The sequence below is a fragment of the Acidipila sp. EB88 genome (assembly GCF_003858395.1).
Taxonomy (GTDB): domain Bacteria; phylum Acidobacteriota; class Terriglobia; order Terriglobales; family Acidobacteriaceae; genus EB88.
Genome location: NZ_QWEV01000005.1, coordinates 2,278,602 through 2,304,879, shown reverse-complemented (window position 1 = coordinate 2,304,879; position 26,278 = coordinate 2,278,602). Strand labels below are relative to the sequence as shown.

The window sequence follows — 26,278 nt, the reverse complement described above, 5'->3', positions numbered from 1 at the left end:
CTTGCCGAACTAACCTGTGTTCGCTGCTCACGAAGTGAATCCTCGGCCACTCTTCGCGTATCTATTCGATGGTTGTCAAAGCATTGAAGAAACGCAGCAGGACGAGGAGAAACACAATGGGCAAGCTTACGGGCAAGGTAGCAGTGGTTACGGGTGCTTCCAAGGGTATCGGCGCAGGCATTGCCGAGGGATTTGCAGCCGAGGGTGCGTCGGTTGTGGTGAATTATGCCTCGAGCCGCGAGGGCGCCGACAAGGTCGTCAAGGCGATCACCGACAAGGGTGGCAAGGCAATCGCGGTCCAGGGCAGTGTCGACAAGCTGGGGGACGTGGAGCGCTTGTTTGCGGAGACGGAGAAGGCATTCGGACCGGCAAACATCCTGGTGAACAATGCCGGCGTGTACGCGTTCTCGCCGCTTGAGGGAATTACCGAAGCGGAGTTCCACCGCCACTTCAACATCAACGTGCTGGGATTGCTGCTGGCTTCGCAGGCGGCGGCAAAGCATTTTGGTGAGAACGGCGGCTCGATCATCAACGTGGGCTCGATCATCAGCGACACGACCCCAGCAAACTCCTCGATCTACACGGCCACCAAGGGCGCGGTGGATGCGATCACGGCTGTGCTCGCCAAGGAGCTCGGCCCGAAGAAGATTCGCGTGAACTCGCTGAACCCGGGGCTGGTGGTCACGGAGGGCACGCAGACCGGCGGCGTGATCGGCAGCGACTTTGAGGGCGAGATCGTGAAGAACACGCCGCTTGGCCGCGTGGGCCTGCCGGACGACATTACGCCGGCCGCGGTGTTTCTTGCCTCGGACGATTCGAAGTGGATCACGGGCGACCTGCTCAAGGTCGGCGGCGGCGCTTACTAAGATCTGCCGAACGAGACGCGTCGCGCCCTGATAAAAGGCGAGTCCATCGGCCCGTCTTTTGTCTGCTCGTTGTGCTGTTGCCTAGAGCTTTTCTGAGTGTTAAAACTTCGTCGCGAAGTGAGTCGTCTCCCCTGCTTCGCGTATCTGTTTTCGAAGCTAAGCAGGCAGTGAAACCAGGCAGCAAGGAGGAGAGCAGAATGGGCAAGCTAACGGGCAAGGTAGCCGTGGTGACGGGCGCTTCCAAGGGCATTGGCGCAGGCATTGCAGTGGGCCTGGCCGCGGAAGGCGCGGCGGTGGTGGTGAACTACGCCTCGAGCCGCGAGGGCGCGGACAAGGTGGTCAGGATCATCACCGAAAAAGGTGGCAAGGCGGTGGCGGTGCAGGGCAATGTGGAGAAGGCTGCGGACGTGGAGCGGGTGTTTGCGGAGACCGAGAAGACGTTCGGCCCGGCCAATATCCTGGTCAACAATGCCGGCGTGTATGCGTTCTCGCCGCTCGAGACGATCACGGAAGACAGCTTTCACCGGCACTTCAACATCAACGTGCTTGGATTGCTGCTGGCGTCGCAGGCGGCAGCGAAGCACTTCGGCGAGAACGGCGGATCGATTATTAACATCGGCTCCGTGGTGAGCGACATTAAGCCGCCGAACTCCGCGGTGTACACGGGCACCAAGGGCGCGGTGGATGCAATCACCGGCGTGCTGGCCAAGGAACTCGGACCGAAGAAGATCCGCGTGAACGCTCTGAACCCGGGGCTGGTGATCACGGAAGGCACACAGGCAAGCGGGATTGCCGGCACGGAGTTCGAGGAAAGCACCATCAAGACGACGCCGCTCGGGCGCGTTGGGCAACCGGACGACATTACGCCGGTAGCCGTGTTCCTGGCCTCGGATGACTCGAAGTGGGTCACCGGCGAACTGCTCAAAGTAGGCGGCGGTCTCTACTAGGCCCTGGCCGGGCTGGCAAAGGCGCTACGCGCCACGCGGTGGTGCGGGCGCTGGCGGCCCTCTCGTTGGTCATGGGGTGGTTTTTTGAAGATATTGGAGTCGTGGGGGATTTGTGTCGCCTGTTCAGAACACAAGCCGCTGCGACTCCTTTCGTTTCTGAGGTGAGCCGCCACGGAGTGGCCGCCAGCCGCGTGGGCGGTTTTGTTCTCTTTATACTGAGAGTGTGCCTACGTCCATTGTGATTCGAGCGGCTGTGCCTGCGGATGCGCCGTTGATCCACGCCATGATTGTGGAGCTTGCGGTGTACGAGCGCGAGCCCGAGGCTGTTGCCATCAGCGAAGCCGACCTCCTGCGGGATGGCTGGGGGGAGCATCCGCGCTTTACCTGCCTGGTAGCCGAGGACGAGGCCGGCGTTGTGTGCGGCTTTGCGCTGTACCATCCGACTTACAGCACGTGGCAGGGCCACTCTCTGTACCTGGAAGACCTGTATGTGCGGGCAACGCATCGCGGACGCGGCGTAGGGACGGCGCTGCTGGCCGAGGTGGCGTCGGTCGCGGTGGCGCAGGGGTGCGCGCGACTGGACTGGCAGGTGCTGACGTGGAACGAGCCGGCGATTCGCGTGTATGAGCGGATCGGCGCGGTGCGCATGGAAGAGTGGCGCAGGATGCGACTCTCCGAGGACGGACTGGCCGTGCTGGCGGCGCAGGCGATGCCCAGGGCTGCGGGTTCGCAGACGGGTACGCCGGAAGAAAACGACAGCGAACGTTCAAGGCAACAGGCAGTGATACACGCACGTGGGACAGGCGGCACATTGTGAGCGGCATCGGAAGCGGTGCGCGTATCCGGAGCGAACGTTCAAGGCAACAGGCAGTGATACACGCACGTGGAACAGGCGGCACATTGTGAACGGCATCGGAAGCGGTGCGCGTATCCGGGTGATTGGTGGTGGACTGGCTGGACCAGAGGCTGCGCTGACGGCGGCACGGCTGGGCGTCGCGGTGGACCTGTACGAGATGCGCCCGGTGCGGCAGACGCCCGCGCACCAGACAGCAGAGTTTGGTGAACTGGTGTGTTCAAACTCGCTCAAGAGCGAGAGTCCGGGCACGGCGCCGTGGGTGCTGAAGCAGGAGATGCGGCGGGCCGGGTCGGCGCTGCTGCGCTCGGCCGACGCGACGGCCGTGCCGGCTGGGCATGCGCTGGCGGTAGACCGGGTGGAGTTTTCTCGGCACATTGCCGAGGCGATTGCGGCGGAGCCCCTGATCACGGTGCATCGCGAAGAGGTGACAACGCTGGATCCGGAAGACGGGATCACGGTGGTAGCGAGCGGGCCGCTGTGCTCGGATGCGCTGTCGGGCGAGGTGGCGCGGCTGACGGGCAAGGATCACCTGGCGTTTTACGACTCGATCTCGCCGATTGTGGATGCCGAGACGATCGACATGGACCGCGTGTACATGAAGGCGCGCTGGGACAAGGGGTCGGCCGACTACATCAACTGCCCGATGAACCGCGAGGAGTATGACCGATTCCTGGATGCGCTGCTGGCGGCCGAGCCGGCCGAGACGAAGGAGTGGGAGAAGCTGCCGTACTTCGAGAGCTGCCTCCCGATCGAGGAACTGGCGCGGCGCGGGCGGGATACGCTGCGCTTCGGGCCGATGAAGCCGGTGGGCCTGCGCGACCCGCGCACGGATACGAACCCGTGGGCCGTGGTGCAGCTGCGCAAGGAGAATGTGCGGGCGGACTCGTACAACCTGGTGGGGTTCCAGAACCACTTGAAGTATGCCGACCAGGGGCGGGTGCTGCGGCTGATTCCCGGGCTCGAAAATGCGAAGTTCCTGCGCTGGGGGCAGATCCATCGCAACACGTATATCCACTCGCCAAGCGTGTTGACGGAGAACCTCAACCTGCGCGCGTACCCGAACGTGTTTTTCGCGGGGCAGATTTCGGGAGTCGAGGGGTATACGGAGTCGATCGCGACCGGGCTGCTGGCGGGGATTTATGCGGCGGCGGCGGCAAAGGGACAAATGGCCGAGCCCGCGCCACGGGGAACCGCGCTGGGCTCGCTGGTGCACTACATCACGCATGCCGAGGCGAAGACGTTTCAACCCGCGAATATCACGTTTGACCTCCTGCTTCCGCTTGATGAAGCGGTGCGCAAGCAGGTGCGCGACAAGAAGGTGCGGCACCAGATGCAGTGCGACCTGGCACTGGAGCAGTTCGACGGGTGGTGGCAGAGGCTTGGCGCGCCCGCGGAGAGCGAGCGGGCAATGGCGGAAGGGGTGCCGGCATGAGCGAAGAGAAACCGCGGGCAATTGTTTCACTGTCGGGTGGCATGGACTCATGCGTGTGCGCGGCACTGGCGGCGCGTGACTACGAGGCCTGCGCGCTGCATTTTTCGTATGGGCAGCGGACGGAGGCGCGGGAGCTTGAAAGTGCGCGCGCGGTGGCAGAGGCTGTCGGCATCACGCGTTTTCTGCACCTGCGGCTGGACCTGTTCCGCGCAATCGGCGGCTCGGCGCTGACGGACGCTTCGATCGCGGTGCCCGATGCGCCGACAGAGACGGACATTGGCGCCGATGCGATCCCGGTGACGTATGTGCCATTTCGTAACGCGCACTTTTTGAGCGCCGCGGTGAGCTGGGCGGAAACCATCGATGCGCGCACCGTGTTTATCGGTGCGGTGGAGCAGGACAGTTCGGGTTACCCGGACTGCCGGCCGGCGTATTACGAGGCGTTTCAGCAACTGATCCGCACCGGAACGAAAGAAGGAAACATCCAGATTGCGACGCCGCTCATCCACCTGAGGAAGCGCGAGATCATCCGGCTCGGAGTTGAACTAGGCGCTCCGCTGCATGTAACGTGGTCCTGCTACCAGGGGAATCGGCAGCCTGTGGCGTGTGCGACAGCTGCGTGCTTCGTCTGCGTGCGTTTGCCGAGGCAGGTGTGCCGGACCCGATCCCCTACATCACGCGCGAGCGCGCAACAATTCGGTAGATGGGCTATGGCGCGCAACGAGGCGCGCAGGGTAAGGGGGCGGTTGCCGCGCCCCGGAAAGAGGAAACAATGAACCGTCGTTCCACACTCCCGGCAATGGCTCTTTTCGCCAGCCTTGCCACGCTTCCGTTCACCGCGGCATTTGCGCAGGGCGACACGGCCAATGGCAGCATCCACGGCCACATTCAAGACCCGGTGGGTGCCGCAATCGGCGGCGCGCAGGTGCTGGTGACGACTGACGGCAAAACGCCGAAGTACACCTTTACTGCCGACGCCAATGGCGATTACAAGGGCACGGGCATCGCGCCGGGCACCTACATCCTGGACCTGCAGCAGGGCGGCAAGCCGATCGACCAGATGATGAACATCAAGATCGATGCCGGTACCGACCAGGCTGAGAACTTCGATCTGAGCCGCGCCGACTATATCGCCAAGATGACGCCGGAACAGCGCAAGCAGATGGAAGAGGTCAAGAAGCAGAATGCCGAGGCACTCAAGAACAACTCGGTGGTGAAGACCCTGAATGCCGATCTGCAGAAGGCCCGCGAAGACATCAAGGCCAAGAACTATGCCGAGGCGGACGAGCTGATGACCAAGGACGCCGCGGCGAAGCCGGATGCCGGCGTGATCTGGCTGGAGCTGGGCAATGCGCAGCTGGGCGAAAAGAAGTACCCGGATGCGACGACCTCACTGCAAAAGGTGATCTCGCTCGAGAGCGCAGCGCCCAAGCCGAACGTCGACCTGATTGGCGCGGCCAACAACGGGCTGGGTGAGGCGCTGGCCTCGCAGAGCAAGATTCCGGATGCGACGGCAGCATACGACGCGGCAGCCAAGGTGGACCCGGCCAAGGCCGGGATGTACTACACCAACGAGACGATCGTTTTGTCACGCTCGGGGCAGAATGGCGACGCGGTGGCGGCGGCAGCGGACAAGGCGATTGCCGCAGACCCGACCAAGCCGATCCCGTACTACCTGAAGGGGCAGGCGCTGATCGCCAAGGCAACGGTGGACCCGAAGACGCAGAAGATCGTGGCGCCCCCGGGCTGCTCGGATGCGTATCAGAAGTACCTGGAGCTTGCGCCGGATGGGCAGTTCGCGGCTGACGCCAAGAACATCCTGACGAGTATGGGTGAAACGGTAAAGACGAGCTACAAGGCCAAGAAGTAGCTGGCTGTTGTAGGCCGAACGAGGGGCGTGCCGCTGCGGCGGTCGCCCCTTTTTCTATGCACTGTGGAGGCACAGAGTGAGTGTTGCTGCAAAACCATTGCCGTACCAGGAGGCAGCCGCCATCGTGCGGGAGCAGGCCGGGCGGCTTGCCGCACAAGGCAGTCGCGGGCGGGAGGAACTGTCCCTGCTGGAGGCGCAGGGTCGGGTGCTGGCACAGGACCTGGTCGCCGACCGGGATCAGCCACCGTTTGCGCGCTCGACGCGGGATGGCTTCGCGGGCCGGGCGGCGGAGTTTGCGCAGGCCGGCCCGCTCGAAGTGGTGGGGCTGCTGCGCGCGGGTGAATGCTGGACCGGCGGCGCCGTGCCGGAGCGTGGCTGCGTGGAGATCATGACCGGGGCGCCGGTGCCGGCCTTCGCAGACTGCGTCGTAATGGTCGAGCACGTGGAGCGCCGGGGGACGGAAATTGCGCTGGAGGCCGGTCGCGTGATCAAGGCGGGCGAGAACGTGGTGCCCGCGGGAGCGGAGGCGAGCGCCGGGGCGGTGGTGCTGCCGGAAGGCACACGGCTTACTGCGCACGGTGTGGCTGTGGCTGCCTCGTGCGGCTATGCGCAGGTTGCGGTGTGGCGGAGGCCGAGGGTGGCGATTCTCTCGACCGGGGACGAACTGGTGGAGCTGGGCGAGCAGCCGCTGGCGCACCAGATCCGCAACTCCAATTCGTGGACGCTGGCTGCGCAGGTGCGTGCCTTGGGCGGCGAGCCGGTGCTGGCGCCCCCGGTGCGGGACGATGCCGCGGCTCTGGAAGCGGCGATCCGGACGGCGGCAGCTACGTGCGACCTCGTGGTGCTTTCGGGCGGCGTGTCCATGGGCAAGTACGACCTGGTGGAACCGGCACTGGAAGCGCTGGGCGGGCGCTTCCTGTTTACGGGGGCGCGCATTCAGCCGGGCAAGCCGGTGGTGTTCGGCCTGCTGGAGGGCAGCGGGCAGGCGGCGCTTCCCTTCTTTGGGCTGCCGGGAAACCCGGTGTCGACAATTGTGTGCTTCGCCTTGTTTGTGGCGCCGGTGCTGGCGGCGCTTGCGGGGGAGCGTGGCTACGCGCCGCGGTTTGTGCAGGCGCGGCTGCGGGGGCGGCTGGAGTGCAAGCCGGGGCTCACGCGTTTTTTGCCGGCGCAGCTCACGCATGCCATCGAGGGTGGCAGCGTTGAGGTAGTGGCATGGCAGGGCTCGGGCGACCTGGCGGCGACGGCGCAGGCGAACTGCTTCGCCGTGGCGCCGGAACCCGAGGGGCAGCAGGGTGGCGTGCTCGTGGAGGGCGCAATTGTCTCGGTGCTGCTCGCCTGAACAAAGTGGTTGCCGGGCGCTGGGATAGGCTGGTGCCATGGCGGATTCGACAAAAATGACGGACGGCAGCGAACGGCTGTCGCACTACGATGCCGAAGGCACGGCACGCATGGTGGATGTAAGCGCGAAGGTGGCCACGCGGCGTGAGGCAGAGGCCGAGGCGTTTGTGGTGCTCTCGCCCGCGGTGCTGGCTGCGCTGCCGAGTAATCCCAAGGGCAATCCGCTGGAGGTCGCCCGGTTTGCCGGGATCCAGGCGGGCAAACGCACCAGCGAGCTGATCCCGATGTGCCACCCGCTCCCGCTTTCGTTTCTGGACGTGGAGGCGCGCATCACGGATGCGGGTGTGCTGATTCGCGCGACCGCCGCGACAACTGCTAACACCGGGGTCGAGATGGAAGCGCTCACGGCCGCTGGGGTGGCGGCGCTGACCGTGTATGACATGTGCAAGGCGCTCGACAAGGGCATCACCATCCAGAACCTGCAGCTGGTGCGCAAGACCGGCGGCAAGAGCGGCGACTACCAGCGCGCGACCGGCACGGTTGCGCGCGCGGAGCCCTCGCAGTGAGGGAAGCCCCGCATGCGGCACCGGCTGTTTCCAATGTCGCCTCGCTGACGCCGCACCATGTGCAGTTGATCGTGGCGACGGTGGTGATCTGTTTCGCGATCACGCTGGTGATGGCGCTGCATGCGATCATCTTCAGGCTGCTGGGGCGCTTTCGACATAAAGAAGTGGAAGCCTCGCCGCTGCTGCGCATCGTGACGCAGCGCATCCGCAGGCCTGCCCTGTGGGTGACGCTGCTTGCCGTGATGCAGGCAGTGCTGCCGCTGTTTCCGATCGAAGACCCGCTGCTGGGCACGCTGCGCACGGTGCTGTGGGTCATCTTCTTCCTGGTGATCGGCTGGGTGATGGTGTCCGGCGTGTACCTGTTTGAAGAAGTGTTTCTGCTGCGCTACGACGTGGGCGTTGCGGACAACCTCAAGGCGCGCCGGGTGCGTACGCAGTTGCAATTGCTTCGCAGGATGGCGATCATTCTGCTGCTGGTGATCGACGTTGGGTTGATCCTGTCGCTGTTCCAGAACTCGCGCCTGTGGCATTACGGCGCGGGGCTGCTGGCCTCGGCCGGGCTGGCCAGCCTGGTGCTGGCGACGGCAGCGAAGTCCACCGCGTCGAACCTGCTGGCAGGGCTGCAGATTGCACTGACGGAGCCGATCCGACTGGATGACGTGGTGATTGTGGAAGGTGAGTGGGGCAAGATCGAAGAGATCACGACGACGTACGTGGTGGTGGCGATCTGGGATTATCGGCGGCTGGTGGTGCCACTCACGTACTTCATCGAGAAGCCTTTTCAGAACTGGACGCGTGAGCATGCGGACCTGATGGGCACGGCGTTTCTGTACGTGGATTACTCGGTACCGGTGGACGCGCTGCGCGAGGAGTTCTTTCGCGTGCTGGAGGAGCAGCCGCTGTGGGATCGCAAGATCAAGGCGCTGCAAGTGACAAATCTTTCGGAGCAGACGATGGAGATCCGCTGCCTGCTGAGTTCGCGCAATGCGAGTGACCAGTTCGACCTGCGCTGCATTGTGCGCGAGGCGATGATCGGGTTTATTCAGCGGGAGTTTCCCGAGGCGTTTCCCCGGACGCGGTTCAGTGCAGTGGGTGGAAAGATGCCAGCGCTGCCGGGGGAGTCTGCGCGCGGGGGTTAGGGCTGTTGTGAGCTTTGCGGGTGGGGCGTTCGCGGTGAGCGAAGCTCTACCGACATCTCAGACGCGCGATATGGGGCACCCGGCCTAGTCGGGGTGCCCGAATGGAGCGGGCGAACGTCCAGCTAGATGGCTTCGGCGAGGTAGACGCCGAACCAGCCCTGGGCGTCCTTCCATTCCTGGCGCAAGGCGAAGCCTGCTTCGTGCAGGATGGAAAGCACCTGCTGATCAGTGAATTTGTAACTGCTTTCGGTGTGAATGGTTTCGCCGGCGGCAAAGTGCACGGAGATGCCGAGGGACGGGATCTGGACGGTTTGCGCGCGCGTGCTGCACAGGTGCATTTCGATGCGGGACTTCGGCGCGTTCCAGCGGGCTTCGTGCCGGAAGGCATCCACGTCGAAGTTGGCGCCAAGCTCACGATTGATGCGGTGCAGCACGTTGCTGTTGAAGGCTGCGGTGATGCCCTGCGCGTCGTTGTAGGCAGCGAGCAACAGCGGTTCGGCCTTGTGCTGGTCGGCGCCCAGCAGCAGCTGGTCGCCCGGGGAAAGCTCGGCGCGCACGGCACGCAGCAGGGTGGTGGCGTCGGCAGGTTCGAAGTTGCCGATGGACGAACCGATGTAGAGCACGAGCCTGCGCATGCCGGGTGCATCGATGCGGCCAAGCCCGTCGGTGTAGTCGCCCACGCGGGTGTGCACGTGCACGTCAGCCAGGGTGCGTTCGAGATGACGCTTGGCTTCGACGAGTGCGCTTTCGGAGACGTCGATCGGGTAGTACTCGACGCTGCCCTGCTGCGCGGCGGTAGCAGAGAGGAGCAAACCGGTTTTGGACGCCGTGCCCGCGCCGAGCTCGATCACGGCCAGCCGCTCGCCACTGGCGGCACGGGCCACTATTTCGGGGGCGTGCTGGGCGAAGATGCTGCGCTCAGTGCGTGTGACGTAGTACTCGGGCAGGTCGGTGATCTGCTCAAACAGCGCGGAGCCCCGCTCGTCGTAGAAGAGCCAGGGGCTGAGCGTCTTTGGGTCGTGCGTCAGGCCCGCCAGTACCTCGGAGCCCAGAACCGTGTTGCGTTGTGTTGCCTGCGTAGCCGGGGATAGATCGAAGAGCGATGTCTCAACAGAGGCCATGTAGGAGAACTTTCACTGGTGCCGCGCCAGACGCACGCCGGAGAACTGCCAGCGTGTGTGCGGGGGAAAGAAGTTTCGGTAGCTGGCGCGGATATGCGAGAGCGGTGTTGCCACCGATCCGCCGCGCAGCACCATCTGGTTGCTCATGAACTTGCCGTTGTACTCGCCGAGGGCGCCGGGCAGGGCGGCGTAGCCGGGATAGCCCAGGTAGGCGCTGCCGGTCCACTCCCAGACATTGCCGAGCATTTCGCGCAGGGCGCCTTCGCTGCCGTCTTCGGGCAGCGAAGCCAGGGGATGCAGTGAGTCGCCTTCGAGCAGCAGCGACTTTTCGGGCGTGGCGGCAAGGTGGCTTTCGGCCGCCGCTACTTCCCATTCCGCCTCGGTGGGGAGCTGCATGCCGGCCCAGCGGGCAAAGGCATTGGCCTCGAAGTAGGAGATGTGGCAGACGGGCGCGGCCAGCAGGTTGCGGAGCGGCTGCTCGCCGCGCAGGGTAAAGACAGTCCACTCGGCCTCGCCGGACTCGCGGTGCCAGTATAGCGGCGCTTCCCACTGCTCGCGCTGCACGGTGTCCCAGCCTTCGGAGAGCCAGAGCTCGGAGCGGGTATAGCCGCCGTCTTCCATGAACTGGAGGTACTCGGCGGAAGAGACAGGGCGCGAGGCCAGGTCGAAGGCATCGAGCCAGACACGGTGGCGCGGCTCCTCGTTGTCAAAGCAAAAGCCATCGCCGGTGTGGCCGATGGCGCGGAGGCCCTCGGCAAAAGGCACCCAGTTCTGGCTGCCCAGCTGCCGGAGGATGGAGCGGTGCGCTTCCGGCAGGGCGCCGTCGCGGTAGGCGGGCCGCAGCGGATTGCTCCAGAAAGCGTTTTTGATATCGGTCAGCATCAGCTCGCCATGCTGCTGCTCGTGGTGCAGGCCGAGCACGAGGCGGCGTTGCGCCTCCTCGGGCGCGTCACTTGAGAACAAAGCCTGCAGGCCGGCATCGACGTGGGCGCGGTACTCCAGGATGGAGGCGATGCCGGGCCGCGAAAAAGAGGCGCGCAGCTTCTTCTGCGGCTGGGCCGAGACGGCGTTGTAGTAGCTGTTGAAAAGCCAGAGGAAATCCGGATGAAACGGCTTGTAGCCGGGCAGGAACTCGCGCAGCAGGAAGGTTTCGAAGAACCAGGACGTGTGCGCGAGATGCCACTTGGCGGGACTGGCCTCGGGGCAGCTCTGCACCATCATGTCTTCCGGAGTAAGCGGCTCGCAGAGCGCCAGGCTCTGCTGCCGCACGGTACAAAGCTGGGCCAGCAACTGAGCTGGCCGGGAAGCGAAAGCGGCGGCGGAGGAGGCCGAACCACTGGTGACGAGTGCCATCGTTGCTTCTCCTCGCACGGCCGATGTGTGAGATCACAGGGGCTTGCGGCGTTTGGTGCGGCCGGCGCTGGTGCTCCTTACTTAGCAGCATGGATCGGGCCCGGCGTTGCCTTGTGAGTATGGCTAATTTGAGACCGGGTGTACAGGTCCGGCGCTGCTGCCTCCTCCCAGGAGGCACTGCGGGATTTGATTCCCGGCAGGGTCGCGGGATCCATTCTCTGGCGCGGTTTGCCTGGGTTGCCGGGCTGCGGCATGCGCGATTACGCGCCGTGGGTTTGTTGATGCCTTGCGATGGTTTGGAAAGCGAGTCTTTTCAGCACTCGCCCCGTCTCAACACACGAGTAGTTTGGAGGGATGCGCAATCTGTTGAGGAGCTGTGGGCGGTGGACATGGGCACCAGGGGCGTTTTGCCGGGGCGTGGCTGCGCTGCTTGTGGTGGTCACCGGCGCGTGTATCGCGCGGGCGCAGGAGGATTCAAACTTCGATATTGCCGGGCTGCAGGCGATCCGGGGCACCGTGGCCCGTACCAGCGGGTCCTCGGTGTTTGTGAAGGTGCATGACGGCACGGTGTACCAGGTGGAGACCGGCGCCAACACGCACTTCGTGAAAAACGGCGCCGGGGTGTCGGGCAACATGGCGCATGCCGGAGACACGGTGCTGGCGGGTGGCGAGCTGGACAGCAAGAAGCACACGCTGGGCGCGGTGTTTGTGGCGGTAGTGGACGCGGCGGAGCTGGCCGAGCTGGACCAGCGGCGCGCGGAATGGGGCAAGACCTGGCTGGCCGGCACGGTCACCGCCAAACATGGAACGGAGCTGGTGATCAAGAGGCCGGATGGAGTGGTGAACACGGTGGTGGTGGATGAGGACACGTCGTTTCGCAAGCGCCACCAGAGCATCACGCTGCCTGACATCCAGGTGGGTGACGGCATGACAGCGACGGGCACTTCCACGAAGACCGCGTTTACGGCCAAGGTGTTGACGGTGGTGGATGCTGCGGAGATCCGGGAGTGGTCGCGGTTGAAGGACCAGTAGTGCTCGCACCAGCAGTGCTCGCACGAGCAGGTTTAAGCAGGAAAGCTGTACCCGAATGGGCAGGAGCGTGGGGTTGAGGCGAGTGTGGAAGCGGCGAGTTGGCGGGGTAAGGCGGCGCACCACGGTCGCGGCAGTGCTGTCTGGATTGGCATGGCACGCGGCGTGCGCGCAGCCCTGGAAGCATGCGCTGCCGCAGGCGACGGGCGGGTCGCAGGCTGGCAGCGCACCCGCGCAGCCAACCGGGGGTGCCCCGGTGAAACCGGAGGCCCCGACGCCGGGCGCGGCCGGTGCGACAGGAAACGGCCAAAGTACGGTTCCGGGGTCCGCGTCGGGATCGGCTCAGAGCATGGCGGCGGGGCCAGCAGCAGGGGGCGGGAGCATCCACGGCACTGTCACCTCCGGGGCGACGGCGCTGCCAGGGGTGGCCATCACCGCAACCAACACGCTCACGGGCACGCGGTATGCCACGGCTTCGGCAGCGGATGGCTCGTTCCGGCTGGCGGTGCCTGAAAACGGGCGCTACGTGCTGCGTACCGACTTTGCGGCGTTCGCGGAAACCACGGCCGAGATCCGCTTTGGCAGCGGCGCGGACAGCAAGCGCGACGTGTCGCAGAATTTTGCGCTGCAGTTGCTGTCGCGGGTGCCCGCGCAGGCAGAGGACCGAGGTGCGCTGGGTGCGCGGCCCGGCCCGGGTGGCGCAGGCGGCGCAGGGCGACGTGCTTATGGTGGCGGCGGGGCGGGCGGAGGATCGCAGTTGCTGGGACTGCTGGGTGCGGCGGCTTCGCTCGATGCGGGCGGGTCCGGTGGAACCACTTCCCTGCCCTCTCTGACGGGCAACAGCGACTTCTCGTCCGACTCGGTAGCCGTGCAGGGGCAGGGCAACAATGGCGGCAACAGCTTCGCCGGGATCGACCTCGATGCGGTCCGGCAGCGCGCGGAGAATGATCCTTCGCTGGGCGGCGGAGCGGGTGCGGGGGGCGGATTTGGTGGAGGCGGTGGCGGGTTTGGCGGGGGTGGGGGTGGTTTTGGAGGAGGAGGCGGTGGCGGTGGATTTCGCGGCTCGTTCCGGCACTTCAACCCGAACCAGCCGCATGGAGCTTTCTTCTGGAATGGGTCCAACTCTGCTTTAAACGCGAAGGACTTCGCGCTCAATGGCCAGGAGATCGGCCAGCCGGACTACGGCGCCAACAACTTCGGGCTGACGTTCGCGGGGACGCCGTATATTCCGCACCTGATCGAGCACGACAAAAAGGACTTCCTGTTTTTCACGCTGAGCGGTCAGCGATCGTCCACCCCGTTTGACCAGTACGGCACGGTGCCGACCGCGGCTGAGCGCGCGGGTGACTTTTCTGCGCTGACCACCACGAGCGGCGTGCCGATCACGATCTATGACCCCACAACCGGGCTGCCATTTGCGAACAACACGATCCCCACAACCCGGGTCGCGCCGCAGGCAACAGCGCTGCTGAACTACCTGCCATTGCCCAACCTGCCGGGCAACTCGCGCAACTATCAACGACTCACCAGCGCTGAAAGCAACACTACGCAGATCGGCCTGCGATTTATCCACTCGTTCGGTTCCGCAAGCGGAGGCTCGCCGCTGGGTGGGCTGGTGCGGCAGTACATGGGCATGTCACAGGGGCTGCAGCAGAACATTAATGTGAACTTCAACTACGCGCACAGCACTTCCGACAACCTCGACCTGTATCCGGACCTGGGTGGCAAGACCGCGAGCAACAGCCGGTCGGTGCAGGTGGGTTACACGTTGAGCCAGGGCCGGCTGTCCAACAACCTCGCGCTGACGTGGAACCGGGCTTCCACCAACGTGAGCAACTACTTCACCAACGTGAATGATGTTGCGGGCGCGGCGGGGATCCAGATCTTTGGCGGGGAGCCGGTGAACCCGCTGTCGTTCGGGCTGCCGGATGTGACGCTGAACCAATTCACGGGTTTTACTGAGCAGCAGCCTTCGTTCCAGATCAACCAGACGCTTGGGCTGGCCGAGAGCAGCACGTGGACGCACAAGAAGCACAATGTGCGCTGGGGTGCGGACATCAAGCGTGTGCACCTGGATCTGCTGGGCAGCAGCGGCGTACTCTCGACCGGCAGCTTTACCTTTACGGGCCTGTTTACCGAGCAGCCCGGCAGCAGCGCGGTGACCGGCGTGGGCAATACGGCGCAGGACGGGATTCCGCAGAGCGGCTCGTCGCTGGCCGACCTGCTGCTGAGTGCGCCGCAGCAGACCAGCCTGCAGGCGCCCTACGAGAAAAGCTATCTGCGCGAGAACGTGTATGACGCGTATCTGCAGGATGACTGGCGCGCGCTGCCCTCGCTGACGCTGCTGGCCGGGGTTCGCTGGGAGTACTTTTCGCCCTATGCGGAGAAGAACGACCGGCTGGCAACTCTGGACCCGGGAAACAACTTTGCATCGGTAGCGACGGTTACGCCGAACTCAATCGGGCCGTATACCGGCGCGTATGGCCGCACACTGATTAACCCGAAGCGCACCGACTTTTCGCCGCGGCTCGGCTTTGCATGGCGTGCCGCGAAGAACACCGTGGTGCGCGGCGGCTACGGCATTAACTATGCCAACGGGCAGTACAACAAGTTTGTGCAGCAGTTTGCATTTCAGCCGCCGTTTGCGGATGTGCAGGTGAACGAAACAACGAGCCTGGGCAGCCTGACGCTTGCCGATGGTTTTCCAACGCCGCAGACCGAAGGCAATTATTCCGTGAACAAGAACTACCGGCTGCCGTACATCCAGGTGTGGAACCTGAGTGTGCAGCGGACGCTGCCTGACAATATCCAGTTGAACGTGGGCTATAGCGGGTCCAAGGGTACGCGGCTTTCGATCGTGGATGCGCCGGGACGTACGGCCACGGCTTCGCTCAGCGGCGTGCTGTATGACTACGAGGACTCAGTTGCGTTTTCAAACTTCAACTCACTCGCGGTGAGCCTGCGCAAGCGCCTGCAGAAGGGTTTGAGCCTGCAGGCGACGTATACGTACTCGCACTCGATCGACAACGCGACCTCGGTGGGCGGGGTGGGCAACGCGGTGGCGCAGAACTGGCAGAACCTGTTGGCGGAGGAGTCGAACTCGAGCTTCGACATCCGCAACAAGGTGGCGGGCAACTTTGTGTACGAGCTACCGTTCGGCGCGGACAAGACGTACTTTACCGTTGGGCGGCTGGCGAAGCTGACAGAAGGCATCTCGGTTTCGGGCACGTACTCGATCAGCAGCGGCTCGCCACTTACCCCGAGTTACGAAGCCTCGGTGTCGGACGTGGCGCGCGGCAGCACGGGCTCGCAGCGACCCGACCGGGTGCCGGGTGTCTCGCTCACGCGAGGCGCAGGCAATGTTGATGAGTGGTTTAACACGGCCGCGTTTACACAGCCTGCCGGTACGTATGGAAATGCGAGTCGCTACTCGATCGAAGGACCGGGCACGATCTCGGTCAACAGTTCACTCGCGAAAACCGTGTCGTTTGGCGAGACGCGCTCCTTCGAGATGCGTGCGACGGCGAACAATGTGTTCAATACGGTGCAGTACTCCGGGGTGGACACACAGCTTGGCTCCGGCTCATACGGGCAGGTGACCAGCACGGCGGCGATGCGGCAGTTCACGTTCCTGGCGCGGTTTCGATACTAAGTGGACAGACGAGGCCAGCGAGCATGACGACGCCTGAGGAGAAGCAAGGAATGAGCGGGATGCTGCGTTTCAGCAGAGTATGCGGCACACGATCCCACTGGCTGGCTGCGCTGCTGCTGGGCGTATCACTAATGCCTGCGCCATTGCTTGCGCAGGGTGACACCACTGCCGCGGCGCCCGGCTTTACGCTGCGAGTGCAGACCGACCTTGTGCTGACCGACGTGGTGGTGCGCGACCGCAAAACAGGCGCGCCGGTGCGCGGGTTGACGCGCGATGATTTCACGATCCTGGAAGGCGGCAAGCCGCAGCGGCTGGTCTCCTTTGACGCGCAGGATGTGGACCAGGCGCTGCGGCTGCCTGGTACCTCGACCCTGAGCGGGCGCGCGGGTGCGCCCGCTGCGACCGCGCTGGGCGCGAGCGCAACGCAGCAGGCCGCGGCGTTACGCGACCATCGGCTGATTGTGCTGTTCTTTGACACGACCTCGCTGCAGCCGGATGACCTGGAGCGCGTGCAGCAGGCAGCGCGCGACTATGTGAACAAGTCCATGCAGAATGCGGATCTGGTGTCGGTGGTTTCGCTTGGCAACACGCTTTCGCTGGACCAGGACTTTACCGCGGACAAGCAGCTATTGCTCCGCGCGATCAACAGCTACTCCGGCGGTGGCAACCAGGGGTTTGGAGCCGGCGCGACCAGCACCACCAACCAGGTGGAAGACACCACGGCGTTTACCGCCGACGAGAGTGAGTACAACGACATCAACACGGACCGCGAGCTGTTCGCGATTGCCGCGATTGCGCGTGCGCTTGGGCCGATCAACCAGAAGAAGTCGCTGCTGTACTTCTCAGGCGGACTGCAGAGAGACGGCGTGGAGAATCAGGCTTCGCTGCGCTCGACCATCAATGCCGCGGTGCGCAACAACCTGTCCATCTACAGCGTGGATGCGCGCGGGCTGCAGGCGATCTCGCCACTCGGCGATGCGAGCACCGGCTCGCTGCGGGGCAATGCTGCTTACACCGGTGGTGCACTGCAGAACAACCTCGATGCGAACTTCAACTCGCAGGAGGTGCTGGCGACGCTGTCGAGCGACACGGGCGGCAAGGCTTTCTTCGACAACAATGATTTTGCGCCGGCGTTTGAGCAGGTGCAGAACGATACGGCGAGTTATTACGTGCTGGGCTTCCGCTCGACGAACACGGCCCGCGACGGCGCATATCGCAAGCTCGAGATCCGCGTGAACAGGCCGGATGTGAAGATCTCGTATCGGCCGGGTTACTACGCGCCTGCGGACTTTCGCCACTCCAATGGCGAGCAGCGGGAGCGCGACCTGGAAGCAGCGTTGAACAGCGATCTGCCGGAGAGCGACATGCCGGTGTACCTGGAGCCGTTCTTCTTCCGCGATGCAACCGGGCGTTACAACATGCCGGTGTCGCTACTGGTGCCAGGCTCGCAGATTCCGTTCAACAAGGGCGGCGATCGCGACAAGGCCACGCTGGATGTGATCGGCAACGTAAAGGACGCGAAGGGGCACGTGCTGCAGCAGGTGCGCGACACGGTGAAGCTCGCCATCTCGCAAACGGAACAGGTGACGCGCAAGAACATCGAGTACTCGACGGGCTTTACGCTGCCTGCGGGCACGTACCACCTGAAGTTTGTGGTGCGCGAGAACGAAGGCGGCAAGCTTGGTTCATTTGAGACAGACGTGCGCGTGCCGGACCTGAGCAAAGCGCCGCTGCGCATGAGCTCGGTGGTGCTGGCCTCGCAGCGTGTTGCGCAGACCGGCAAGGAACACCGTATCGACAACCCGCTGGTGTACGAAGGGCAGCAGTACATTCCGAACCTGCCGCATGTGTTTACGCGCGACCAGTCGGTGTACTTCTTTTACGAAGTATATGACCCGGGCAAGTATGCAAAAGTGCTGGCGACCGATGCGGCGGCAAGCAGCCCGGCGGCCAAGGAAGCAGGCAGCATGCACGTGCTGACCAGCATTGAGTTGCTGCGCGGCAACCAAAAGGTGTTTGAATCACCGCTGGTGGAAGCACGCACCGTCAACATCGCGGGCCGCAATGCCGTTGCGTTTGCGTTCACCGTGCCGCTGGCGTCACTCAGCGATGGCACGTATACCTGCCAGGTGAATGTGATCGACGATGCGGGCGGAACGTTTGCGTTCCCACGCACGGCCCTGCTGGTCAAAGGCGGCAAGTAGAAGTTTGCATGGCCGATGCACAGGATGCAATTTATGCTGAGGCGACCGCGAGGACGCCTCAGCGCCGTCTCGGTCACATGCTCATAGACTGCTTCGCACCGGGAGCTCTCACATGCCATGGCCGCTTGTACGCGCAGCTCTTGTGGCTGCATTGTGTTTGCCTCCTGTGACAGGAGCGCAGGTCGATCACCAGCAGACGCACACTTCGCTGAAGTTTGAAGTGGCCACGGTCAAGCCGGTCGATCGAAGTTCCGGACCCGTACAAGTGGGAGCCGAAGTCGACGCGAACGGGGTCGTTCGGCTTAACGGATACAACCTGAAGGGGTTGATCACAGCAGCCTACGGGGTGAGCTTCTGGCAGATCGCCGGCACCCATGGCTGGATGGACTCTGCCGAGTACAACGTGGTGGGTAAACCACCCGAAGCTTTGCAGCGGACAGGGCTCGACACGCGGCATACGTTGTTCGACCTGGCGGACCCGCGCATGCGTGAGATGGTGCGGGCGCTTCTGGCCGATAGATTTCAGCTCAAGCTCCACGAGACAACGGAGATCGGCAAGGTCTACTTCCTGAAGCGCAATGGCAAGCAGCTGGCGCTGCATCCATACAAGGCACCCGGGTCGGGTGATTCGTCCGGACGCAACGGGGTTGGTGGTATCGGCTTCACGGATGCCTGGACACTATCGAACATGACGATGCAGGATCTCGCCGATTACGCAAGCACGTACGTGGTACAGAGTGCCGTGATCGATCAGACCGGCCTTTCCGGAGCCTTTGACTTCCATGCCGAACCGGAGAGCTGGGAGGCGCACGCAGCGGACAGACATGGCTCCTTTCTCAGGTTGTTAAACACGCTGGGCCTCAAACTCGAACCTGGCCAGGGTGAGATCAAGAGGCTGGTCGTCGACCACGCAGATGTACCGTCTCCCGATTAGTGCGGGCTTATAGAGAGATAGCAGCTGGCACCTTGCGAGAGCTGTGCGTTGCCTCGTGTGTTTTGGAGAGCAGCGACTCAGGCCGCGGCGCCTTAGTCCCCGTCGCGCTGTGGAGAGGCCTCGGGAAGCGGCTGCCCCTCTTCATCGTAGGGGCAGTGCCGGCAGCCGGAGCCGCAGCAGAAACCGCGCTTGAGGTGGAAGGTTGCCGTGAACACGCAGAACGGACCGTCCATGTAGTAGTCGGGATCCTGCTCGCCTGCTTCGTTGTCGCTCATGGCTGGGGCCTGTGCTCGGGCGTGGCCGGCGCAAAGAAGGCTGCCTGCTCGTTCTTGAGGTCGTGCGAAGCCTGGGCGCTGATGGCGGCTGGGGGCGCCGCGCTGAGGCTGGTGAGCGTTGCATGCGACCAGCAGAGCGTTTTACCTGCCACGGCCGCAACGCGCTCGCCGGGTATGACAATGCCGAGCAGGTTCAGCGGATCTGCTGCAGCTACTGTGACAGATAGGTCGAGCCGCACGCCCTGCTGCCGCACCTCGCGGAGACTCTGCAGTGCCTCGGGCAGGGCAAACTGTTCGCCGGAGAAACCAGAAAGAAAGCGGCCGCCACGGACTTCGCCGCGTGCTTCCATCCGCCGCAGCATGGGAAGAAGCTCGCGCCACTTCGGTATGTTGGCTTCGCGCTCCAGCACGTCGCGGAACACCACGCCATAGCGTTGCAGCAACATGCAGCAGGCAGAGGCGAGCTGCGCCTCGTGACGCTCGGCGGCGGCGCCCCGGGCGCGTGCAGGATCGACGGCAGCGACAGTGCCGGTGGTTGCAATCCATGGCTGCTCCGGCTCGCCACACAGCAGGCTCCAGCGGCCGGCGGCATGACGGGCCGCGCGCTTGGCCCCAGGCGGTGGCGCATGCAGTTGCTTGCGGCGCGGATCGATCAACAGGCGAAGGCTGTCGAAGCCGTCGGCCGTGACTAACCCCGCTGCCACTAACTCCCACAGTGCACGGTCGAGGTCTACGGAAGGAACCGCAAAAGCGCGCAGAAGGTCCGAAGCGAACATGGCGCCGCGCTGTGCAATGCAGGCGCGCACTGCCAGGGCAAGCTCGCTCAGGCAGCAGGCAAGGTTCTCGTCGGGCACACGCGCGGTAGTGAGTGCTGCGTCGAGCCACAGCGCTTCTTCGCGCAGGAAGAACGTGATGGGCGCCATGCTGGTCGGGATCACCCGGCGCGGACCGCCACTCTCAGCAGCGAAGAATGCGGGATGCGGCGACAGGCGGCCCCAGCCGACGACGCCCGCGCCGCACAGGGCATCGAGCCAACGGGGATCGTAGTTCGCCACGCGCATGGGCAGCAGGGTTCGCTCCCACTCGACTGCAGGCGCCTCGAAGCCTTCGAGTCCGCGGAGTGCTTCGACAAGGCCCGCCTCCCCGGCAAGCTGGGTTTGCGGCGCAACGTGCTGCCAGCCGAGCAGCCACTGCATGTACACCGCGGGCGTTGCGGGTTCGACCTGCTTGCGCAGGGCACCGAGTGTGCGCTTGTGGATGCGCTGCAGCAGGCGGCGATCGCACCACTCCACCGCGTGGTCGGCAATGAGCTCACCGGGCGCAGGCGGGTACTCGAAGACGCCGCGCATCAGGGTGCCGGCTACTTCAAGCCGAAGCAGTTGCTTCCAGAGCTCGGCAGCAGGCACATGGAGCATTGCTGCCAGCGCGTGCGCCGAGGCGGGTCCAAGCAGCGTCAACCAGCCCTGCGCGGAGCGCCGCAGGACTTCTTCCGCGGGCTCTTCCGCAGCGGCCACCACCGGCAGGGCGCGCTCAAGCATCAGGCTGGGAAACAGGGTACGCACCCAGGGGAGGCGTTCTGCGGTGACCCAGAAGCGCGTGCCCTCGACCACGGCAACGGCAGCGCGCGCACTGGCAACGAGGCGTGCAAAGAGCGTGGGCCACAGGTCGGATGAGGCCTGGATCGCGCTGCGCGTGTATTCGGCTGCGCGGTCAAGCACAAGCTCTTCCGGCACCAGGATCAGCAGCTGCAACTGGTCGTGCAGTTCGTGCTCGTCGCGAATGTCGGGCCACTGCTGCGCTCGCACTTCTGCGATGGCATCAGGGGACAGACGCCCCGCCTCGCCCAAGACGCTGTCGGGCACAGTGCGGCGCAGCGACACGGCGCGCGTGCGGCGCTCTTCAAGGTCTGCGTCGTCGAGGAAGGCATAAGGGTTGGCGTTGATCAGTTCATGCGCGAACTGCGAGGGAGTGGTGGTATCCACGGCAAGACAAGTGATCTCGCCGGTGCGGATTTGTGCGAGCACCCGCGTGAGACCTTCAAGATCCATCGCCTCCTGCAGCGTGTCTTTCATGACCTCGCGCACAAGCGGATGGTTGGGGATATCGATGTCGCCTTCAATGTTCTCCTGGCAGGCGGCGACCTGGGGAAAGACGTTGGCGAGCAGGTCTTCGCCACGGGTGCGCATCACTTGCGGCGCAACCTTCTTGCCTTTCTGAAACCGCAACAGTTGCAGAGAACGGCAAGCGTCCCAGCGCCACCGCGCCTTGAAGATCGGCGAGGTCAGGCAGGCCTGTTGCAGCAGCTCCTGCACCGTCTGCTCGGTGAGGAACTGGAAGACGTCGCTCAGCGGGAACGAGTGCTGCTCAGCGAGCGAGATGTTGAGGCCATTGTCAGTGGCGGCTGCCTGCAGTTCGAAGTTGAAGCCACGGCAGAAGCGCTTGCGCAGGGCGAGGCCCCAGGCCTTGTTGATGCGGCCCCCGAACGGCGCATGCAGGATCAACTGCATGCCGCCGCCTTCGTCGAAGAAGCGTTCGGCCACGATGGTCTGCATGGTAGGCACCGCGCCAAGGATGGCACGGCCCGCGACGATGTAGCCGATCAGTTGTGCGGCTGCGCTCTCGTTGAGGCAGCACTGTTCCATGAGCCACGCGGTGGTGGCGGCGACCTCTGCATCTGTCTGCGAGATGTACCCGGGCTGAACGCCGCGTGTGCCGGTGTCGATCGCTTCGCGCAGCGCGCAGACGAAGGTGGAAAGCTCGAGCGTGCGCTGCGGGGCTTCGCCGGTCCAGAAAGGCACGTTGGGCGGCTGGCCGTGCGCGTCTTCAACCAGCACACGCCCCGCTGCTTCCACCAGCGTGATGCGCCAGCTGGTGTTGCCGAGCAGGATCACGTCGCCGGGCGAGGAGTCGATGGCGAAGTGCTCATCGAGTGTTGCGATGGGAATGCCCTCGGGCTGGGCGATGACCTGGAAGATCGCGGTGTCGGGGATGGTGCCGCCGTTGGACACAGCAGCAATGCGCGCGCCGCGACGCGCCTGCAGGTGGCCATGCACACGGTCGCGCAGCACGTACGCGCCCCAGATGCCGCGACTGCTGGCAATGCCTTCACTGACGAGGCAGAGAAGTTCCTCGAAGGTTTCGCGGGAAAGCTCGCGATACGGGTACGCACGCCGGGCGAGTGCGAAGAGCGCTTCTTCTTCCCACGGTTCAGCGGCACAGCAGGCGACGATCTGCTGCATCAGCACATCGAGCGGCTCGTGTGGAATCTCGAGGCGGTCGAGCACCCCGGAGCGCATGGCCTGCACCAGTGCCGCAGTCTCGAGCAGATCATCGCGCGTGGTGACAAAGAAGCGGCCTTTCGGCGTGGCGCCCCGCCAGTGGCCAGCGCGGCCGACGCGCTGCATGGCGGGGGCAATAGCGCGTGGTGAATTGATCTGGCACACCAGGTCGATGGCGCCTATGTCGATGCCCAACTCGAGCGATGCGGTGGCGACGAGCAGCTTCACTTCGCCGGCCTTGAGCTTGCGCTCGGCCTCGAGGCGCAGCGCACGCGAGAGCGAACCGTGGTGGGCCGCGACATGCTCCGTGCCGATGCGCTCGCTGAGCTGGAACGACAGGCGCTCGACCATGGTGCGCGTGTTGACGAAGACCAGGGTGGAGCGGTGCTCGAGCGCAAGCTCGGCAAGCCGGTTGTAGATGGACTCCCAGATCCCGCGCGATGCAACGGAGCTGAGTTCTTCATCCGGGATCTCGATGCCGAGATCGAGCACGCGCCTTTGCCCCACGCTGACGATCGAGACCTCGTCGCCGCGACCGGAACCTGCGAGAAAGTCTGCTACGAGCGAGAGCGGGTTCTGCGTGGCGGAGAGGCCGATGCGCTGCGGCGGCGTGGAGCGGCCACACACCATGTCCCCGGGTGACAGGCGGTTAAGCCCGCATACCAGCGCGTCGAGACGCTCCAGTGTGAGCACGAGGTGTGCGCCCCGTTTGTCATCGGCGATGGCGTGGATCTCGTCGACGATGATGGTGCGGACACCGCGCAGGTTGTTGCGGCTCTTCTCCGAGGTCATCAGGATGTAGAGCGACTCGGGCGTGGTGACGAGGATATGCGGCGGACGGCGCAGCATCTGCTGCCGGTGTTTGGGCAGGGTGTCGCCGGTGCGCACGGCGGTGCGGATCTCGCCGCACAAGTAGCCACGCTCGATGGCAAGAGCCTGGATCTCACGCAGGGGGCCGTCCAGGTTCTTCTGTACGTCGTTGGAGAGCGCCTTGAGCGGCGAAACGTAGAGGACCTCGGTGGTTTCGCCGAGGCGACCCTCGATCGCCTTGCGCAGGAGCTGGTCGATGGCAACCAGAAAGGCAGCGAGCGTTTTGCCGGAGCCGGTCGGCGCGGAGATCAGGGTGGTTCTGCCGGCGACGATGGACGGCCAGCCCTCGATCTGCGGCTCCGTTGCGGAACCGAAGCGGGCGAGGAACCACTCGGCCACCACGGGGTGCGCCCAGCGCAGGGACTCTGCCACTTCGCTTGCGACCGCGGGCAGCGTGGCATCAGGAAAGAGCGGCAGCATGGGCTGATTTTACCCCTCTCTTCCCCACTTGTTCGCCTGTGCGCCCGCGGCTTCTGTTGAGCGGGCCGCGCTGGCTACAATCGGGGCATGTGTGAAGTCCTGCCCCAAGCACTCTCCGCGGAAGACCGTGCGCGCCGTATCCGTTTGATCGTGTTCGACGTGGACGGCGTGCTCACCGATGGCGGCATCTGGCTATTCCCCGCCCCTGCCGGCGCGGTACGCACCACCACGGAGCACGCGGAGGCGATGGAAGCCAAAGGCGGTTACGCCATGCACTCGGTCAACATGCTGGAGGCCAAGGGCTTTCACGCGCATGATGGCTCGGGCGTATCGCTGGCGCGGCTTGCAGGCATTGAGTGCGCGATCATCACCAAGCGCATTTCGGAGGCGGTGGCCCTGCGCGCGCGCGACATGCGCCTGAAGCATGTGTACCAGGGCACGGCCAACAAGATCGCGGCGGTGGAGGAGATCCTGGCGCTTGAGGGCTGCACGATGGAGCAGGTGGCCTACCTGGGCGACGACGTGATCGATCTGCCCGTGATGCGCGTGTGCGGACTGGCCATGGCGGTCGCCGACGGGCGCCCGCAGGTGCGTGCCGCTGCGCACTGGGTTGCGCCATCGAAGGGCGGACGAGGCGCGGGGCGCGACGCGATCGACTTCATCCTGGAGGCGCAGGGCGTGCTGGATACAGTCATTGAGCAGTACATCGCGGAGCGAAATCGCCCGCAGTGAACGGGGTTGTTTCGCGGCTTGAGGGATGCGAGACGGGCGCCGCTGGCGGGGTGGAGTTGACGAAGCGGCGCTACACGGGCAGAATAACTCTTGTACCCCTTCGCAAGAGTGGGCCTGTGGCGCAGCTGGGAGCGCGCTTCCATGGCATGGAAGAGGTCATCGGTTCGATCCCGATCAGGTCCACCAAAATCACCCAGGAAATTAAAGTCGCTCAAGGAAGCAGTCTTCTTCCCGCAGCGGCTTTTGTTGTTTGTGCCATGCAGGGTTAACTTCTAGCCGTGTCACAGGCAGCTTGCGTCTGCTGTTGTCCGCCAGCGCGTTTTCCCTCGGCTTCTGCGACTTCGTGCCGATTGCGGCACGCAAACAGTGACGACCTCGGAACCATGCTTTCTGTAGCAGAGGCCGGAGCAGAACAGCGCCTGCGTACTCTGTGGAAAGGTCCGCAGGCGACGCGTGATTGCTGTTTGCCCAGCCGGCTTCTTCGCTTCCTTCGCAATCAAGAATAGCGGCCCGGCGGGGCATCGAGTGGACGGCTCACTGTGAACACGTGCCCGCACCCCATCGCGTGTGCGTCCCCGCCCTATCGAAGCGGCGGCGGATACACCGGGTAGACCGTGCGAAACATTAGCCCGTTGCGCAGGATTACAACCGGTGGTGGCGGCGCCAGGTAAACCGGCGGTGGCGGGGCGGGCCGGTAGTAGATGGGCTGCGGTGGAGGTGGCACGAGGGGCTGCGGCGGCGGCTCATACGTGGCCGGAGCCCGGTGCATCAATCCCGAAGGGTCGCGCTCGGGCTCTGGGGTTGCCGGCACCTGGATGTCGTCCATGACTTTCAGAGTCAAACGCGTTTCGCCCTTCAACACGGGGCGCGGACCACGCCGAGGCAGGTTGATCAGGTCGATCGGCCAAAGCACGGGGATCAGCCACTCGACCGTGTCTTTCACGGGGTGGCCCTTGCCGTGAATGCGACCATCCCGATCCACCGGGTAGCCGGGCACATAGACGACCTTGGCATCGATCGGCACAACGGTGTCCGGCTGGATCACCATGCGATCAAAGCGCAGCTCCATCCATCCCTTGCCGACCAGGTGGCCCGGGTCCTTGTAGTCCTCGAAGCGGCCTTCCAGGTAGCTGTCGTACGGCATCATGGAGCGGCCGTAGCGCTCCATTGGGCTGACCTGGCAGAGCACCGGGTCGCCAATGGCGGTGGTCTTGGACGAGAGTCGCGGCTCGGAGACGGTGCACTGGATCAGCGAGCCGGCTGGGATCAGGTGTTCGGCGGCCTGTGCGGTAAGCGAGGCAGCACACAGCAACAGCGTCAGGGCATGCGGAATGCACTTCATGAGATACCTCCCAGCGAGACAAGCCCACCCGGGAACCAACGGCGCCCGCCGGCT

The 26,278-nt window shown here is 64.5% G+C and carries 18 protein-coding genes, 1 tRNA gene and 1 pseudogene; 15 read left to right on the top strand and 5 right to left on the bottom strand.

The genetic code is table 11. The features are described from left to right. Window positions 1-116 precede the first annotated feature (116 nt). From D1Y84_RS10165 to D1Y84_RS10125, 9 genes and pseudogenes are all read left to right on the top strand, one after another. A complete protein-coding gene (locus D1Y84_RS10165) occupies window positions 117-866 on the top strand; it encodes an SDR family NAD(P)-dependent oxidoreductase (protein WP_124848402.1) in 750 nt (249 codons plus the stop codon). Window positions 867-1,063: 197 nt separating this feature from the next. Then, window positions 1,064-1,813: an SDR family NAD(P)-dependent oxidoreductase gene (locus D1Y84_RS10160; protein WP_124848401.1), complete on the top strand. Its 750-nt coding sequence runs from the start codon at window positions 1,064-1,066 to the stop codon at window positions 1,811-1,813. A 223-nt stretch (window positions 1,814-2,036) separates the two neighbouring features. Continuing rightward, window positions 2,037-2,630, top strand: a complete 594-nt coding sequence (locus D1Y84_RS10155; RefSeq protein ID WP_233581325.1) for a GNAT family N-acetyltransferase — start codon at window positions 2,037-2,039, stop codon at window positions 2,628-2,630. An 85-nt stretch (window positions 2,631-2,715) separates the two neighbouring features. After that, window positions 2,716-4,101, top strand: a complete 1,386-nt coding sequence (gene trmFO / locus D1Y84_RS10150; protein ID WP_233581324.1) for a methylenetetrahydrofolate--tRNA-(uracil(54)-C(5))-methyltransferase (FADH(2)-oxidizing) TrmFO — start codon at window positions 2,716-2,718, stop codon at window positions 4,099-4,101. Continuing rightward, window positions 4,098-4,804 (top strand): annotated as a pseudogene (gene queC / locus D1Y84_RS10145) (7-cyano-7-deazaguanine synthase QueC). Before trmFO ends, queC begins: the two are co-directional and overlap by 4 nt. Window positions 4,805-4,873: 69 nt before the next feature. After that, a complete protein-coding gene (locus D1Y84_RS10140) occupies window positions 4,874-5,971 on the top strand; it encodes a carboxypeptidase-like regulatory domain-containing protein (protein WP_124848400.1) in 1,098 nt (365 codons plus the stop codon). 76 nt (window positions 5,972-6,047) lie between these two features. Beyond that, window positions 6,048-7,310, top strand: coding sequence for a gephyrin-like molybdotransferase Glp (glp, locus tag D1Y84_RS10135; protein ID WP_124848399.1), 1,263 nt, complete (start codon window positions 6,048-6,050; stop codon window positions 7,308-7,310). A 37-nt stretch (window positions 7,311-7,347) separates the two neighbouring features. Continuing rightward, entirely contained in the window at window positions 7,348-7,875 is a 528-nt protein-coding gene (gene moaC / locus D1Y84_RS10130; protein ID WP_233581323.1) for a cyclic pyranopterin monophosphate synthase MoaC, read from the top strand. Beyond that, window positions 7,872-9,014: a mechanosensitive ion channel family protein gene (locus D1Y84_RS10125; RefSeq protein ID WP_233581322.1), complete on the top strand. Its 1,143-nt coding sequence runs from the start codon at window positions 7,872-7,874 to the stop codon at window positions 9,012-9,014. Before moaC ends, D1Y84_RS10125 begins: the two co-directional genes overlap by 4 nt. 122 nt (window positions 9,015-9,136) lie before the next feature. On the opposite strand, the gene egtD is transcribed toward D1Y84_RS10125, so the two are convergent. After that, on the bottom strand, window positions 9,137-10,135 hold the full coding sequence (egtD, locus tag D1Y84_RS10120) for an L-histidine N(alpha)-methyltransferase (protein ID WP_124848398.1): 999 nt from the start codon (window positions 10,133-10,135) through the stop codon (window positions 9,137-9,139). Window positions 10,136-10,147: 12 nt separating this feature from the next. Then, a complete protein-coding gene (gene egtB, locus D1Y84_RS10115; RefSeq protein ID WP_124848397.1) occupies window positions 10,148-11,488 on the bottom strand; it encodes an ergothioneine biosynthesis protein EgtB in 1,341 nt (446 codons plus the stop codon). Between the two features lie 417 nt (window positions 11,489-11,905). Between egtB and D1Y84_RS10110 the strand changes: the two genes are divergently transcribed. From D1Y84_RS10110 to D1Y84_RS10095, 4 genes are all read left to right on the top strand, one after another. Then, window positions 11,906-12,520 (top strand): hypothetical protein, encoded by a 615-nt coding sequence (locus D1Y84_RS10110; RefSeq protein ID WP_124848396.1) that lies wholly within the window; start codon window positions 11,906-11,908, stop codon window positions 12,518-12,520. A 346-nt stretch (window positions 12,521-12,866) separates the two neighbouring features. Then, window positions 12,867-16,169, top strand: coding sequence for a TonB-dependent receptor (locus D1Y84_RS18155; RefSeq protein WP_199726388.1), 3,303 nt, complete (start codon window positions 12,867-12,869; stop codon window positions 16,167-16,169). 59 nt (window positions 16,170-16,228) lie between these two features. Continuing rightward, window positions 16,229-18,373, top strand: coding sequence for a VWA domain-containing protein (locus D1Y84_RS10100; protein WP_124848394.1), 2,145 nt, complete (start codon window positions 16,229-16,231; stop codon window positions 18,371-18,373). 166 nt (window positions 18,374-18,539) lie between these two features. Next, window positions 18,540-19,307, top strand: coding sequence for a TIGR03435 family protein (locus tag D1Y84_RS10095; RefSeq protein ID WP_233581567.1), 768 nt, complete (start codon window positions 18,540-18,542; stop codon window positions 19,305-19,307). A gap of 92 nt (window positions 19,308-19,399) precedes the next feature. On the opposite strand, the gene D1Y84_RS10090 is transcribed toward D1Y84_RS10095, so the two are convergent. Together D1Y84_RS10090 and D1Y84_RS10085 are read right to left on the bottom strand one after the other, a co-directional pair. Beyond that, the gene (locus D1Y84_RS10090; protein WP_124848392.1) at window positions 19,400-19,582 is read right to left on the bottom strand and encodes a DUF5522 domain-containing protein; all 183 of its coding nucleotides are present in this window, start codon (window positions 19,580-19,582) and stop codon (window positions 19,400-19,402) included. After that, complete coding sequence (locus tag D1Y84_RS10085; protein WP_124848391.1) at window positions 19,579-24,150, bottom strand: DEAD/DEAH box helicase; 4,572 nt, start codon at window positions 24,148-24,150, stop codon at window positions 19,579-19,581. Before D1Y84_RS10085 ends, D1Y84_RS10090 begins: the two co-directional genes overlap by 4 nt. A gap of 87 nt (window positions 24,151-24,237) precedes the next feature. Here D1Y84_RS10085 and D1Y84_RS10080 point away from each other — a divergent pair, with 87 nt between their 5' ends. Both D1Y84_RS10080 and D1Y84_RS10075 read left to right on the top strand, forming a co-directional pair. After that, window positions 24,238-24,882: an HAD family hydrolase gene (locus D1Y84_RS10080; RefSeq protein WP_124848390.1), complete on the top strand. Its 645-nt coding sequence runs from the start codon at window positions 24,238-24,240 to the stop codon at window positions 24,880-24,882. Between the two features lie 110 nt (window positions 24,883-24,992). Beyond that, a tRNA-Ala gene (locus D1Y84_RS10075) sits at window positions 24,993-25,068 on the top strand. A 394-nt stretch (window positions 25,069-25,462) separates the two neighbouring features. Here D1Y84_RS10075 and D1Y84_RS10070 read toward each other — a convergent pair. After that, the gene (locus D1Y84_RS10070) at window positions 25,463-26,224 is read right to left on the bottom strand and encodes a hypothetical protein (protein WP_124848389.1); all 762 of its coding nucleotides are present in this window, start codon (window positions 26,222-26,224) and stop codon (window positions 25,463-25,465) included. Window positions 26,225-26,278: the final 54 nt, after the last annotated feature.

Coding starts and splice junctions, on each gene's coding strand:
- D1Y84_RS10165 (WP_124848402.1), top strand. CDS start 117: ATGGGCAAGCTTACGGGCAAGGTAGCAGTGGTTACGGGTGCTTCCAAG.
- D1Y84_RS10160 (WP_124848401.1), top strand. CDS start 1,064: ATGGGCAAGCTAACGGGCAAGGTAGCCGTGGTGACGGGCGCTTCCAAG.
- D1Y84_RS10140 (WP_124848400.1), top strand. CDS start 4,874: ATGAACCGTCGTTCCACACTCCCGGCAATGGCTCTTTTCGCCAGCCTT.
- moaC (WP_233581323.1), top strand. CDS start 7,348: ATGGCGGATTCGACAAAAATGACGGACGGCAGCGAACGGCTGTCGCAC.
- egtD (WP_124848398.1), bottom strand. CDS start 10,135: ATGGCCTCTGTTGAGACATCGCTCTTCGATCTATCCCCGGCTACGCAG.
- egtB (WP_124848397.1), bottom strand. CDS start 11,488: ATGGCACTCGTCACCAGTGGTTCGGCCTCCTCCGCCGCCGCTTTCGCT.
- D1Y84_RS18155 (WP_199726388.1), top strand. CDS start 12,867: ATGGCGGCGGGGCCAGCAGCAGGGGGCGGGAGCATCCACGGCACTGTC.
- D1Y84_RS10100 (WP_124848394.1), top strand. CDS start 16,229: ATGCTGCGTTTCAGCAGAGTATGCGGCACACGATCCCACTGGCTGGCT.
- D1Y84_RS10090 (WP_124848392.1), bottom strand. CDS start 19,582: ATGAGCGACAACGAAGCAGGCGAGCAGGATCCCGACTACTACATGGAC.
- D1Y84_RS10085 (WP_124848391.1), bottom strand. CDS start 24,150: ATGCTGCCGCTCTTTCCTGATGCCACGCTGCCCGCGGTCGCAAGCGAA.
- D1Y84_RS10080 (WP_124848390.1), top strand. CDS start 24,238: ATGTGTGAAGTCCTGCCCCAAGCACTCTCCGCGGAAGACCGTGCGCGC.
- D1Y84_RS10070 (WP_124848389.1), bottom strand. CDS start 26,224: ATGAAGTGCATTCCGCATGCCCTGACGCTGTTGCTGTGTGCTGCCTCG.